This window comes from Streptomyces venezuelae (assembly GCF_008642295.1).
Taxonomy (GTDB): domain Bacteria; phylum Actinomycetota; class Actinomycetes; order Streptomycetales; family Streptomycetaceae; genus Streptomyces; species Streptomyces venezuelae_C.
Window position 1 is genome coordinate 2095512 of sequence record NZ_CP029190.1, and the last position, 13177, is coordinate 2108688.

The 13177-nt window shown below is 71.4% G+C and carries 12 protein-coding genes; 7 read left to right on the forward strand and 5 right to left on the reverse strand.

The features are described from left to right. Positions 1-34 precede the first annotated feature (34 nt). From DEJ50_RS09035 to DEJ50_RS09050, 4 genes are all read left to right on the forward strand, one after another. The gene (locus tag DEJ50_RS09035; protein ID WP_317852528.1) at positions 35-535 is read left to right on the forward strand and encodes a hypothetical protein; all 501 of its coding nucleotides are present in this window, start codon (positions 35-37) and stop codon (positions 533-535) included. Positions 536-571: 36 nt separating this feature from the next. Beyond that, a complete protein-coding gene (locus DEJ50_RS09040; RefSeq protein WP_150207052.1) occupies positions 572-2620 on the forward strand; it encodes a hypothetical protein in 2049 nt (682 codons plus the stop codon). 4 nt (positions 2621-2624) lie between these two features. Further along, positions 2625-3161: a hypothetical protein gene (locus DEJ50_RS09045; protein WP_150207053.1), complete on the forward strand. Its 537-nt coding sequence runs from the start codon at positions 2625-2627 to the stop codon at positions 3159-3161. Positions 3162-3234: 73 nt separating this feature from the next. Next, positions 3235-3489, forward strand: coding sequence for a DUF397 domain-containing protein (locus DEJ50_RS09050; protein WP_150207054.1), 255 nt, complete (start codon positions 3235-3237; stop codon positions 3487-3489). A 73-nt stretch (positions 3490-3562) separates the two neighbouring features. Here the strand turns inward: DEJ50_RS09050 and DEJ50_RS09055 are convergent, their stop codons facing one another. The 4 genes from DEJ50_RS09055 to eccB all read right to left on the reverse strand — a co-directional run bounded on the left by DEJ50_RS09055 (position 3563) and on the right by eccB (position 7263). Continuing rightward, positions 3563-3871, reverse strand: a complete 309-nt coding sequence (locus DEJ50_RS09055; RefSeq protein ID WP_150207055.1) for a WXG100 family type VII secretion target — start codon at positions 3869-3871, stop codon at positions 3563-3565. Positions 3872-3920: 49 nt separating this feature from the next. Beyond that, positions 3921-4262: a WXG100 family type VII secretion target gene (locus tag DEJ50_RS09060; protein WP_150207056.1), complete on the reverse strand. Its 342-nt coding sequence runs from the start codon at positions 4260-4262 to the stop codon at positions 3921-3923. Positions 4263-4415: 153 nt separating this feature from the next. Further along, positions 4416-5660 (reverse strand): type VII secretion-associated serine protease mycosin, encoded by a 1245-nt coding sequence (gene mycP / locus DEJ50_RS09065; protein ID WP_150212012.1) that lies wholly within the window; start codon positions 5658-5660, stop codon positions 4416-4418. A 7-nt stretch (positions 5661-5667) separates the two neighbouring features. Then, positions 5668-7263, reverse strand: coding sequence for a type VII secretion protein EccB (gene eccB, locus DEJ50_RS09070; RefSeq protein WP_150207057.1), 1596 nt, complete (start codon positions 7261-7263; stop codon positions 5668-5670). Between the two features lie 270 nt (positions 7264-7533). Between eccB and eccE the strand changes: the two genes are divergently transcribed. The 3 genes from eccE (at position 7534) to DEJ50_RS09085 (ending at position 12089) form a co-directional block, all read left to right on the forward strand. After that, on the forward strand, positions 7534-8805 hold the full coding sequence (gene eccE / locus DEJ50_RS09075) for a type VII secretion protein EccE (protein WP_150207058.1): 1272 nt from the start codon (positions 7534-7536) through the stop codon (positions 8803-8805). Continuing rightward, complete coding sequence (locus tag DEJ50_RS09080; protein WP_150207059.1) at positions 8802-9509, forward strand: hypothetical protein; 708 nt, start codon at positions 8802-8804, stop codon at positions 9507-9509. The genes eccE and DEJ50_RS09080 overlap by 4 nt, the downstream gene beginning before the upstream one ends. A 96-nt stretch (positions 9510-9605) precedes the next feature. After that, positions 9606-12089, forward strand: coding sequence for an SCO5717 family growth-regulating ATPase (locus DEJ50_RS09085; RefSeq protein WP_150207060.1), 2484 nt, complete (start codon positions 9606-9608; stop codon positions 12087-12089). Between the two features lie 64 nt (positions 12090-12153). Here DEJ50_RS09085 and DEJ50_RS09090 read toward each other — a convergent pair whose 3' ends face one another. Continuing rightward, entirely contained in the window at positions 12154-13110 is a 957-nt protein-coding gene (locus DEJ50_RS09090) for a bifunctional riboflavin kinase/FAD synthetase (RefSeq protein ID WP_150207061.1), read from the reverse strand. Between the last annotated feature and the right edge of the window lie 67 nt (positions 13111-13177).

A 13177-nucleotide genomic window follows, 5' to 3' on the forward strand; every position in this document is an offset into this window, starting at 1 on the left:
GCCCTGGTAGCGTCGAAGAGACGTTTCGGCCGCCGTGATCCGGACAGGGGACGCGGCCGGACGGCTGACGCAGACGGTCAACGGGGAGAGGTACGAGATGGGGTTCGAGCAGGACTGGAGTCAGGCGCGGTCCACCGCGGCAGACCAGGCGGCGATGCGGTTGAACTCGGGGCCGCCACCGGGCCCGTTGGTCCCCGGCGGAAACCAGGACCTCGCCTCGACCCCCGCGGAGAAGAAGGCCGCGGCGAACACCATCGAGACCGAGCTGGAGCCGAACACCAAGAAGGCCGGGGACCACGCCGACGAGTCGTCGAACTCCGCGGTCAAGGCCCTGGACGGCTGGAGCACGGCCGCCGGGCTGAAGAAGGTGCAGGAGACCTGGGACCGGCAGGTGACCGGGCTGATGGGCCGGCTGGCCTCGGAGAAGACCGCGCTGCGCGGGACCTCGAACCTGTTCCTGCGCAACGACATCTCCACGGGTGACAACTTCGGCATCCTGAAGCCGTCCCCCGGCTCGAAACTGAACGGGATCTAGGCGGCGGGCGGAACCATGTTGACGTACCACGAGGTCATGACGACCGATTTCGGGCAGCTGACCGCCGCCGCGGCCAAATGGGAATCCATGGCCGGAGAGTTCAAGAAGGTCGAGGAGCGCTACCGGGACACCGTCCAGAAGATCACCATGGGCGGCCAGACCTGGACGGGTGTGAGCGCGGGCGCGGCCCACACCAACTTCGCCGGCACCCGGTACGAGTACTCCGCCGCGCAGGTCCAGGCGAAGGCGATCGCCGGCCTGCTGCGGGACGCCCACGAGCAGTTCACCGACCTGAAGAAGAAGGTCGAGTCCGCCCGCGACGACGCGGTGAAGGCGGGCATGAGGGTGTCCGAGCAGGGCCGGTGCACCTTCGACTTCTCCAAGGCGGATGCGGGCACGGCCAATGCCGCCCGGCACGACCCGGACCTGAAGAATGTCGAGAATTCCTGGTCGCAGCACATAGACAGCGCGGTCAAGGCCATCGACGACGCCGACCAGGGCGTGAAGATCGCGCTGGAGGCGGCCTGCGCGGACGGCTACGGCCAGAAGAACGACGTCACCCTCGGCACCGGCTTCAACGGCGAGGCGCAGGGCGACGTCGAGGTGTACGAGGCGCGGAACGCGGAGGACATCGCGACCCGCCTGGCGGGCGGCGAGAAGATCCCGGCGGCCGAGATGGCGGAGCTCCAGCGGTCCTTCCGCGACAACTCGGGCAAGCCCGAGTTCAGCCAGGTGTTCATCAACGGGCTGGGTGCGAAGGGCACGATCGAGCTGACGAACCGGCTCAACGACCAGATCCACGTCAAGAACCCGGCGAACAAATCCGATTTCACGGACCTGCAGAAGGGCCTGGGAGCCACGCTCGCCTCGGCGACACAGGACCCGAAGTCGGAGACGTACAAAAAGTTCCGGGCCGAGATGCAGAAGGAGGGCCTGGAGCGCCGCAACACCTCCTTCACGGACCTGCGGCTGGAGAAGGCCTACGGCTACCAGTCGCTGGTCACGCTGATGAGCCAGGGCGGCGGGGACTACTCGAAGCAGTTCCTGCACGACATGGGCGACGACATCATGAAGGCGGAGAAGGGCCGGGAGGACATCTGGGTCATGAAGGGGGACGCCTACAGCGGCAAGGACACCGGCTGGTTCGCCAATGACCCGATGGACGGGCTGCTCGGTGTGATGAGCCGCGACCCGGAGGCGTCCGCGTCCTACCTCAAGGACGAGGACCGGATGAAGCACCTCCTGGACCGCAACTGGGAGGTGGTGCTGGAGGCGCACGAGCACGGCAACTCCACCCACTACTCCGCCTCGCTCGACGGGGATGAGCGCAAGGGCTTCGCGGCGGCGCTCCAGGCGGGTGCGACCGGTATCGACCCCTCGTCCGAGAACCCGAAGTTCGTCAAGCACTCGCCCGACAACGTGGCGGTCTTCAACAACATCATCGGCCGGTTCGGGGAGGCGGGGGACGAATTCCCCAAATCCCTGCGGGAGCCGATGGCCAACATCCTGGTCAACCACGGCGACACGGTGCACCAGGTGACGAGCAGCGTGGACATGAGGTCCCTGCCGGTCGAGCAGAACGACCTGTACGAGGTCATCAAGCAGGTCTCCAAGGACCAGGACTCCTACGGGGCGCTGAACTACGGCATCAACCAGGCGATGGTCTCGGACATCCACGCAGCCGGCCAGGAGCACCCGTCGGACTCCCTGCTCCGGGCCGGCCGCACGGTCGGCTTCCTGGAGGAGGCGCGCACTGCGGCGGTGGGTCCCGCCGAAACCGCCGCCTTCGATCAGAAGTGGATGTTCGACACGGCCATCGGCTATATCCCGGTGGTGAGCGGAGAGGTGCAGTCCGGTTTCGACTACGTGGTCGAGAAGTGGATGGTGGACGAGCAGAAGAAGCTCGACCAGGAGCACTCGGACAAGTCCTACGAGTCGTACAAGAATCGGAACGGACAGCTGATGGCACTGACCGAAGAGTGGATGAAGCTCCACGACAAGGACGCCAGCCTATTCAACTACCAGGATCAGATGGACGAGGCCGCCCTGGCTGGAGCCAACCGGGCCAAGAGCGTAGGTGGCTGAGCGTATGAGTAAGTCCCTGAGGCTGGCCGTCACGAGTGCCGTCGCGGTCCTCCTGCTCAGCGGCTGCGGCTCGGAGGCCGACGGGGCGGTCCCGGAAGCGCTGTGCGGCACCCCGGTCGATTCCGGGCTGTCCCGGCCGCTCCTCGAACCTCTCGGGAAGGTCACCGAGGTCAACAGAGTGGAGCGGGCCAAGCCTCAGACGGCGCCGTGCGATGTCTACGTGGCCAGGGAGCGAGCCCTGGACTTCCGCTTCGCCTGGCACAAGGGTTCTGCGGGGGACCTGCTCCGCACCGCCACGGAGAGCGCCACGATCTACCGGCTGACCGACCCGAAGCGCGTCGACATGGGGTTCCAGGATTCCGTACTGGGCAACGAGGGTGCGATCGCCACCACGGCGTGCAAGACGCCGGCCGGTGACCACTTCACCCTCAGGGTCTTCGCCAAGCGTGCCGATCCGATGAAGTCCGATCTGCGGCCCGCCATCGACGCATTCATGCGCACCTACATGGCGGAGACGGTGAAGACCCTGAACTGCGCCTGACAGCCGCCCGGGAGACGGAATAATCGGCCCCACACAGCGCGCGAGCGCCGCACCACCGAGGGAAAGGCCGCCCATGGGCACGCAAGCGGAGAAGGACGAGCTCTACGCACTCGACATCAGCCGGGTCGAGTGGGAGGGCCCGCCCGGGACCAGCCCCGACGAGGAGCGCGTGGAGATCGCGAAGCTGCCGGGCGGCGGGGTGGCCATGCGGTCCTCGCTGGACCGGGAGACCGTGCTGCGCTACACGGCGGCCGAGTGGGAGGCCTTCGTACTCGGCGCCCGGGACGGGGAGTTCGACATCGACCGGCCGCCGCCGGCCGACGACTGACGGACAGACAGACAGCAAAGCGAAGGGGCGCGCCCGGTGGGCGCGCCCCTTCGTTCATGCATCGCTACCGGGCTCAGAAGGCCTCGGTGAACATGCGCGAGGCCTTGACGTCCGTCGCGCGGTAGTCGCCCTTGCCCTGCTCGATGATCTTGGCGACCTGCTCCAGGGTGTCGCGCATGTGCTCGGCGCGGCCCTTGTACTTGGCCTGGAGCTGGATGTACTGGGCGTGCGCCTCGCCGTCCCAGGTGTCGGTGACGACCTTCAGCGCCGAGTCCATCTCGGCGAGGTCGTCAACGATCTTCTTGGAAACGACGCGGAGGCGGTTCGCCATCTCCTGGACGCTCTCGTACCGGACCTTCATCTGGCCATCGGCACCAGACATGTTCTTCTCCTCAATCGCTGGGCGGACGTGGTGTGGACGCGGTGACGCGTCAGATCCCGTTCAGACCCGACGAGTTGGCGTTCGACTTGACGGCGTTGAAGGCCGCACGGACGTCGTCGTCCTGGGCGTTGCTCAGGTTCTTGGTCTCGGCCACGGCGTTGTGCAGCACGCCGAGCAGCCGGCGGATCGCGTCGTGGTCCTCGTTCACCATCGTCTGGGCCTGGACGAAGCCGGAGGCACCGGAACCGGTCCAGCCCGCGCTCACGGTCGCCAGGATGTCGGCCAGTTCGCGCGACTGGTTCGTCACGGCGTTGGCGGTCTGGTTGATCTTGTTCTTCGCCTGGACGATCGGATCGTCTGCGAGTCCGAAACCGCCTGCAGGGTTACTCATCCGAAGCTCCTCACTTCTTAATTCACTGACCCGACCGGCGTAGCTGGTTACGTCAGTCCCCCGATCACAGTCGTGAAGGCTGTTGTCACTCTAGTCAGTTCATCCACCCGGCCCAACACCGACGGCACCGGACTGTGGGTGAACTGTGACGCTTCACTGCAAACGGCGTCGCCGGTTCCGGGCATCCCGGATGACCGTCGCAGTTCCGGCGATTACGGCGATCAGCACGCCGGCGATGCCGAGGGCGTAGGTGCCGAGCCGCTCCTGGCGCTGCTGCGGGGTCTCCGTCATCGGCATCACTGCCGCCTCGGGTGCCGCGGCGGGCGGCGGACCCGGATCCGGGACCGGCTCCTTGGGCCGGTCGTGGTCCTGGGTGACCGCGCGGACCGGATCGACCACTCCCCAACCCACGTAGTCGTCACGGCCCTTGACGGACCGTTCCGCGGTCTGCTGGATCTGCCAGATGATTTCCCGCGGGGTCCAGTCCGGGTGCTCGGCCTTCAGCAGGGCCGCCACCCCGGCCACGTAAGGGGCGGAGAAACTGGTGCCGTTGTCCACGCACTGGCCGAACCCCGGGACCGTGGACACCATGTCGACGCCGGGCGCGGCGACCGCGATGAAACTGCCCGGCTGGGAGAACGCGGCCCGTTCGTTGTTGCGGTCGGAGGACGCGACCGCGAGCACGTCGGGGAAGGCGGCCGGATAGGTCTTGCGCTTGCGGCCGTTGAGGCCGTCGTTGCCGGCCGAGGCCACGATCAGCACCTTGGCGTCGACCGCCTTCTTGACCGCCTGTCCCAGCAGGGAGGACTCGGTCAGCGGGGCATCGGTGTCCTGGGAGATGTTGATGATGTGGGCACCCTTGGACACCGCGTGCTCGATGGCCTTGGCCAGGCTCTCGGCGTTGCCCTTGCCCTGTCCGTCGTTCTGCCGGATCGGTATCACGGTGGCCTCCGGGGCAAGGCCCACAAAGCCGGTGCCGTCCTGCGGGCGGGCCGCGATGAGCCCGGCGACCTTGGTGCCGTGGCCCACGGTGTCGGTGGTCCCGTCGCCCTTGGGGTCGATGAAGTCCTTGCCCGCGCCGGTGTCGAGGGCACCGCTGAGCTGCGGATTGGCCCGGTCCACACCGGTGTCGACGACCGCGACCCGGACGCCCTTGCCCTTGCCGCCGGCCCACAGTTCGTCGAGGAGCAGCCGTTGCAGGGCCCAGGGGCGGCCGGCGATCTGCTTCTTCATCGGGAAGGAGCACTCGCCGGCGCCGTCGAGCCCGAACCGGGATACGGGTACAGGGCTGGGAGCAGGGGCCGGGGCCGCCGCTGCGGTGGCGGCGGTGGTGCCGAGGGTGGCGGCCAGTGCCAGGGCGACGGCCGGCAGCGGCGCCCGGCGGGACGGGTACGTCATCGGCATCTCACGAACCCTGCGGCTGGCGGGCGGCATTGGTGTCCAGCCGGGGCCCCTTCGACAGGAACTCCGACCATACGATGGGCACCAGCGTCGGCTGTACGTCCTTGTAGCCGAGCCGGGCCTGGGCCTGACTGGCCTCCGGCGGGCCGTCCTGCTTCCCCTCCCCCGCGGCGCCGGGCTGCGGGGAGGCCCCGATCTCCGACTGCTCCGCGTCGCTGTCCCCGTTGGCCTGGACGGCGTACCGCAGGCCGGTGTCGGTCACCAGGAACAGGGCACCCCCGCCCTTGGCCTGCTTGCCCTGGAACTGGGTGTAGAGCAGGCCCGAGCCGGGCGTGACGTAGGAGCTCGTGCCGCTGGCGGTGATGTCCACCGGGAAGCCGCTGCCGGCCCAGGTGCTCATGGTGGTCCGGCCCTGGCCGTCCACCGAACGCAGCACGTTGCAGACGGTGTTGCGGGTGCTGCCGCCCTGCCCGGTGCTCGCCGCCGCCCCGGTGTTGCCGTTGACCTGGCCGGCCCGGGACTTGGGCCAGCGCTTCTTCTCGTAGAACTGGCTGCCGTCCGGCCGGAGCGACTGGAGGTCGACCTCCTTCGGCTGGCCGTTCATGTTGAGCCGCTCGGTGTCGGGTGCGTTGATGAGCAGCCAGGCGGTGAAGGCGGAGACCCGGGAGACCTTGCCGGCCTGGACCACGTAGTGCTGGGGGCCGGAGCCGGTCTGGGCCAGCAGCACCATGCCGACCTTGTTGTCCTCCGTGGCCAGCCCGGGCACCTGGGCGTCGTCGCCGGCCTTGCCGCTGTCCAGCTTCGGGAAGGCCAGGTCCTCACCGGTGTTGAGGGTGTCCAGCCACTGCTGGGTGACCTGCTGCGGGCTGCCGCTGCCGACCAGGGCGGTGGTGAGGGTGGCCGCGTCGGAGGTCTTCTCCGGGAACTTGTACTTGGTCCCGGTCGCATCGACCAGATAGCGGCTGGTGGTCTCGGTGCCGTCCGGGTTGGGCGCCTTGACCTGGACGTACAGCACCTGGCCGTCGGTGAGCCGGCGCTTGTCGTCCATCAGGCCCGCCTCCCGGTCGGCGAGGACGAAGGCGGCGGTCTGCACGCCCTTGCCGTTGCCGCCCGGCTGCTGGCAGACGGCCCACCGCTTGGCCGCGCCCGCGTCCTTGGCGGAGGGCAGCCGGTCCGGCGCGTAGGGGATGCCGATGATCGGGCCGCGCGGCGGGGTGCCGCCGTCCAGGGTCTTGTCGTCGACCTGGATCACGGCGAACTTGCCCGGGTCCAGGAGCAGCCGGGCGGATGCCAGATTGAGCACCGGGTGCAGCCGGACCTGGTCGCCGGTCTTCAGCACGACGTAACGGGTCGTCGAGTCCTTGCCGACGATCACCTTGGTGCCGGGAGCGTCCCAGCCCTTGGGGGCCTTGGGGTCGAGCAGCCCCCAGGCGCCGAAACCCGCGAGGATCAGGGCGCCGACGACCAGTCCGGGCACCACCGCGCGCAGCGGTCGCGGAGCGCCCTCTTCCGTGCCCGTGGCGGACGGCTGGAGGAAGGCGGCCACCGTACGCCGCTTCGCAAAGGTGTACGCGTTGAGCTCATCACGTCGTGATGCCATGACCGTCTGCTTCTCCCCGCCCGGCCCGGTCGGTGGGTACGGTCCCCGGGCCTCGAATTGTCTGACCGGCCACCTACTATGCCTGTTGACGGAGGGTCCGCAGGGGGCGGGTAGGGTGAGGCCGCCGCCCGCCGGGGCTCCAGGCCTTCCCCATCGGGGCAGTCGGGGCCCGTCGGGGAGGAATTGGGGAGATTCCGTGGAGGTGCCGGCACCGGCCGCACCGCACCGGTGGACACGGGTCTGGACCGTGGAAGGGGAGGTGTCCGGGAGATGGCCATCGCGACGGAACAGCGGGCCGCCGCTGCCGCGCCGGCGCGCGGCGGAGTGACGCCGCATCCGAAGTCGAGCCCGGGGCGGTTCGGACCGTTCCGTTTGCAACAGCTGGTTCTCCTCCAGGCGGCGGCAGCCCTGCTGCTGGTGGCCTGGGTGATCGAACCGATGCTGCTGGTGCCCGCCGGTGCGCTGGCGGCCGTCCTGCTGGTCCTCGCCGTGGTCCGCCGGCACCAGCGCTCGCTGCCCGAGTGGATCGGGACCGCGCTCGCGCTGCGCGCCCGGCGCCGCCGGGCCGCCGCCTTCTCCGTGCCGGCCGGTACCGAACCGGGGCTGGCCCCGGTGGTGGAGGCCGAACCGGCCCTCCGGACGTACACCTTCAGCGACCGCGACCGGCGCCCGGTCGGACTGATCGGCGACGGCACCTTCCTGACCGTGGTGGTCCAGGTCGACACGGACGCCACCGCGCTGCGCCCGGACCGGGCCGCCCGGCCGCTGCCGCTCGGCCTGGTCCGTGACGTCCTCGAGGTGGACGGCATCCGGCTGGAGTCGGCGCAGCTCGTGCTGCACACCCAGCCGGCCCCCGCCCCGCATCTGCCGGCCCAGGCCATGGCCGCCCGCAACTACGCTCCCCTGCAGGCCCAGACCGGAACTCCGGCGGTACGGCTGACCTGGATCGCCCTGAAGCTGGACCCGGAGCTGTGCCCGGAGGCCGTGGCGGCGCGCGGCGGCGGGATGACCGGCGCGCAGCGCTGTGTGGTGCGGGTGGCGGACCAGCTGGCGAGCCGGCTGGCCGGCGCCGGCTTCCGGGCGACGGTGCTGACCGAGCAGGAACTGACCTCGGCCCTGGCGACGTCCTCCTGTGCGAACCCGATGGCCATCACCCAGGCCGGCCGGTCCGCGAGCAATGGGCGGCGGACCGAGGAGACCTCGCGGACCTGGCGGTGCGACGACCGGCGGCACACCACCTACTGGATAGGCCGCTGGCCGCAGCTCGGCGGAGCCGCGGCCCCGCTGACCCAGTTCGTGGCGCTGCTGACCTCACTGCCCGCGCTGGCCACCAACTTCAGCCTGACACTGGCGCCGGCCGACCGGCACGGGGTCACGGTCACCGGGCACGTCCGGGTCACCGGGCGCAGTGACGAGGAACTGGTGACGGCGCGCAGGGAACTGGAGCGGACCGCCCGCGGAATCCGGACCGGCCTGGTCCGGCTGGACCGGGAGCAGGTTCCGGGTGTGCTGGCTTCGCTGCCGCTGGGAGGTGCACGATGAGCGCGGGACGCGTGGGGTACGGACTGGTCGGGCCGCGGCGGGAGCGCCATGCGGTTCCGGCCGCGGAACTGGACGGGCTGTCCCTGCCGGTCGGGGACGACGGGGTGGTGATCGGGGTCGACTCCGAAGGCCGCCCGGCGGTGCTCGGGATCAACCGCCCGATGCCGTACGAGGTCACCCTGATCGGGGGCCTGTGGACGGCGCAGGTGCTGGGGCTGCGGGCGGCGGCGACCGGGGCGCGGGTGGCCGTGGAGACCGGTCGGGCCCAGGTGTGGTCGGCGCTGGCCCAGGCGGCCGGCGGCGGGCAGCAGTGCGTGACCCTGCACGAGGTGGGCCGGGTGCCCCCGCAGGGTGCGTCGGCCGGCAGCCCGGTGCTGGTGATCCGGGACTGCGGGATGCGGCCACCGCGCGGGCGCGTGGTGGCGGGCCCCTGGCAGTCGGTGCTCACCCTGCTGCCGTACCTCAGCCCGACGGCCCCGCGGCTGCTCCAGAACGCTTCGCTGGTGGGTGTACAGCGGGTCTCCCCCGACGAGGCGGAGCAGATCGGCCGGCTGATGAACCTGCCCCGGCCGGCGGTGGATTCACTGCCCACGCTGGGGGACGGGGTCACCCTGTGGTGCACGGCCCGGGACCGGCAGTTCGTGATGACCCAGGGCACCGAGGCCGAGGCCGGACTGCTGGGCCCGGCCCGGCGGATCGACTGAGGCCGTCGGCTGACGCCCGACGCCCATTAGGCTGACCGTGGGCGCGGCGCCGACGCGACGCCGGGCACCTGTGCTCGACCAGACCAGGAGGAAGAAGTGAACGGCGATCGGAACGAGAGCCGCGACGGGACGTGGGACGTCCCGACGGACGATCAGTCCGACGCGGAGCCCGAGCTCACGGGCGAGTTCACCATCGACTACACGCCGCCGGCCTGGTACACGCAGAACGCGCCGACGCCGGCGGTACCGGACCTGCCGGCGGGCAGCGGCTTCGAGCCGCACCGCGTGGACGACGTGGACTCGCCTTCGACCACCCGGCTCGCCCCGCCGGCCCGCCCGGCGACGCCGGTTGCCCCGGCGGCGCCACTTGCCCCGGCCGCGCCCGTTGCCCCGGCGGCGCCGGTGACGCCCGTGGCGTCGGCGGTGCCCGCCCCGGCGATGCCCCTTCCCCCGGCCACCCCGCCGGCCGATGTGCCGGCTCCGGCTGTCCCGCCGGCTCCGGCCGACGCCGTCCCGCCGCTGCCGGTGCCGGTGCCCGAGGCGCCGGTGGGCGGTACGCCGTACCCGGTGACGCCCGCACCCGGGAGCCCGGTTGACAGTGCGCCGTACCTCGCGGCGCCCGAGGCGCCGGCCGGGGGTACGCCGTACCCGGTGGCGCCGGCCGAGCCCGCCGATGTGCCGGGGTACTCGGCCACCCCGCCGAGCGGCACGGCGGTTCCGGCCGCCCCGGTGGCTGAGCAGGGTGACGGGGCGTCGGCCCTTGCGAAGTCATCCCTTCCGGGGAGCGGGGCCGCCGAGGCGGGCGCGGAGGCCGGTACCGCCGACGCCGAGCCCCGGGACGCCGTTCCGGACGAGCCCGCGCAGCCGTGGGGCGCGCCCGCCCCGCAGGCGGAACTCCCGCCGCTGCCGCCCGCGTTCACCCCCTCCGCGGCCGAGGAGGCCCCGGCCGGACCCACGCCTCCGGCCGTCCCGGACGGGTACGGCTTCCCGCCGGTCCCGCCGGTCCCGCAGCCCCAGGCGGGGTACGGCTTCCCGCCCGCGCCGCAGGCCCCGCAGGCCCCGCAGGCCCCGCAGCCGGACGCCGGGTACGGCTTCCCGCCCGTGGCGCCGAACCCGCCGCACGCACCGAACCCGCCGCAGCCTCCGCAGCCGGCTCCGCAGGCCGGTGCCCCCTGGGGGGCGCAGCCGCAGCCCCAGCCGCAGACGCCCGTCCAGGGGCAGCCGCAGGGCGATCCCCGGCTGGGCAACCAGTGGCCGCAGTCGGCCGGCCCGGGCGGCCCCGGCGCGCCCGCAGGACCCGGCGGCCCCGGCGGCCCGGGCCCGCAGGACCCGCGCTACCAGGCCGCGCCCGCCGGCGGCGCCCCGCTCGGCTACACGGCCGCGGTGGAGCTCTCCTCGGACCGCCTGCTGCGCAACAAGCAGAAGCCCAAGAGCAACCGCGGCGGCAACTCCTCCCTCTTCAAGTTCGGCGGCAAGGCGGCCGAGGCGGAGCGGCAGCGCAAGCTGGATCTGATCCGCACGCCGGTGATGTCCTGCTACCGCATCGCCGTCATCAGCCTGAAGGGCGGCGTCGGAAAGACCACGACGACCACCGCCCTCGGCGCCACCCTCGCCACCGAACGCCAGGACAAGATCCTCGCCATCGACGCGAACCCGGACGCCGGCACCCTCGGCCGCCGGGTGCGCCGCGAGACCGGTGCCACCATCCGCGACCTCGTCCAGGCCATCCCGTACCTGAACTCGTACATGGACATCCGGCGGTTCACCTCCCAGGCCCCGTCCGGGCTGGAGATCATCGCCAATGACGTGGACCCGGCAGTGTCCACGACGTTCAACGACGAGGACTACCGGCGTGCGATCGAGACGCTCGGCCGCCAGTACCCGATCATCCTGACCGACTCCGGCACCGGACTCCTCTACTCCGCCATGCGCGGGGTCCTGGACCTGGCCGATCAGCTGATCATCATCTCGACCCCGTCGGTGGACGGCGCGTCCAGCGCGAGCACCACGCTCGACTGGCTGTCCGCGCACGGCTATGCCGACCTGGTCTCCCGCTCCCTCACCGTGATCTCGGGGGTCCGCGAGACCGGCAAGACCATCAAGGTCGAGGACATCGTCCAGCACTTCGAGACCCGTTGCCGCGGTGTGGTCGTGGTGCCCTTCGACGAGCACCTCGCAGCCGGCGCCGAGGTCGACCTCGACATGATGCGGCCGAAGACCCGGGAGGCGTACTTCAACCTCTCGGCGCTGGTCGCCGAGGATTTCGTACGGGCGCAGCAGTCGCGCGGCCACTGGGGAGCCCCGGCCCCGCAGGGCCAGCAGCCGTACCCGCAGCAGCCGCAGCCGCAGGGCCCGCCGCCGCACGGCCAGCAGCCGTACCCGCAGCAGCCGCAGCCGCAGGGCCCGCCTCCGCAGTACCAGCAGCCCTACCCGCAGCAGCCGCAGCAGCCCTACGGACCCCAGCCGGGCCACCCCGGGGCCCAGCCGCCGCAGTCCCCGTACGGCCCGCCGCAGCCTCCGCAGCCCGGTCAGGGCTGGCCGCAGCAGCCGCCGCAGGACCCACGGCAGGGCGGTCAGTGAACGCCGAGGGCCCGTACCGTCCCCAGGACGGTACGGGCCCTCGCCCGTTCTGCGCGCTCAGCGCTCAGCGTGCGGCGTCGTAGGCCTCGGTGAGCGCCCGCGCCCGCTTCACATCGTCGCCGATGGCCTCCAACAGCCCCTCCAGGGACTCGAACCTGGCCATTCCCCGCACATAGGCGAGGAAGTCCACGGTCACGTGCATCCCGTACAGGTCCAGGCCCACCCGGTCGATGGCGTACGCCTCCACCGTCCGCTCGGTCGCGTCGAACTGGAGGTTGGTCCCCACCGAGATCGCCGCCGGCATCCGCTCGCCGTCCGCGGTGAGCCAGCCCGCGTACACGCCGTCGGCCGGGATCGCGGTGTGCGGAAGCGTTTCGACGTTCGCCGTCGGGTAGCCGAGCTCGCGCCCGCGCTGCGCGCCGCGCACCACCACTCCCTCGACCCGGTGCGGCCGGCCAAGAATCTCGGCCGCGCCCTCCACATCGCCCTCGGCGACCAGCCGGCGCGCCAGGGTGGAGGAGAACGGCTCGCCGCCGCCGGCCTCACCGCGCACCACCAGATCGACGACCTCGACCTCGTAGTCGTACGTGGCGCCCAGTTCGGCCAGGAACGCGACGTTGCCGGCGGCCCGGTGGCCGAACCGGAAGTTGGGGCCCTCGATGACGCCCCGCGCGTGCAGCTTGTCGACGAGCACCTTCACGATGAAGTCGGCCGGGGACAGCTGGGAGAACTCCGCCGTGAACGGCAGGATCAGCAGGGCGTCGACGCCCAGCTCGGCCATCAGCTCGGCCCGCCGGTGGTGCGGGGCCAGCATCGCGGGGTGGCTGCCGGGGCGGACCACCTCGCTGGGGTGGGGGTCGAAGGTGACCACGACGGCCGGCACGCCGAGTTCCCGGGCCCAGGCCACGGCCCGCCCGATGATCAGCTGATGGCCCCGGTGCACCCCGTCGTAGGAGCCGATGGTGACGACGCTGCGTCCCCAGTCCTCGGGGATGTCCTCCAAGCCACGCCAGCGCTGCACTGTGACCGCTCCTCGCCCGAACCCGTGTAGTGCGTTAGTTGAGATTGCAGGTCTAAGACTGCCATGC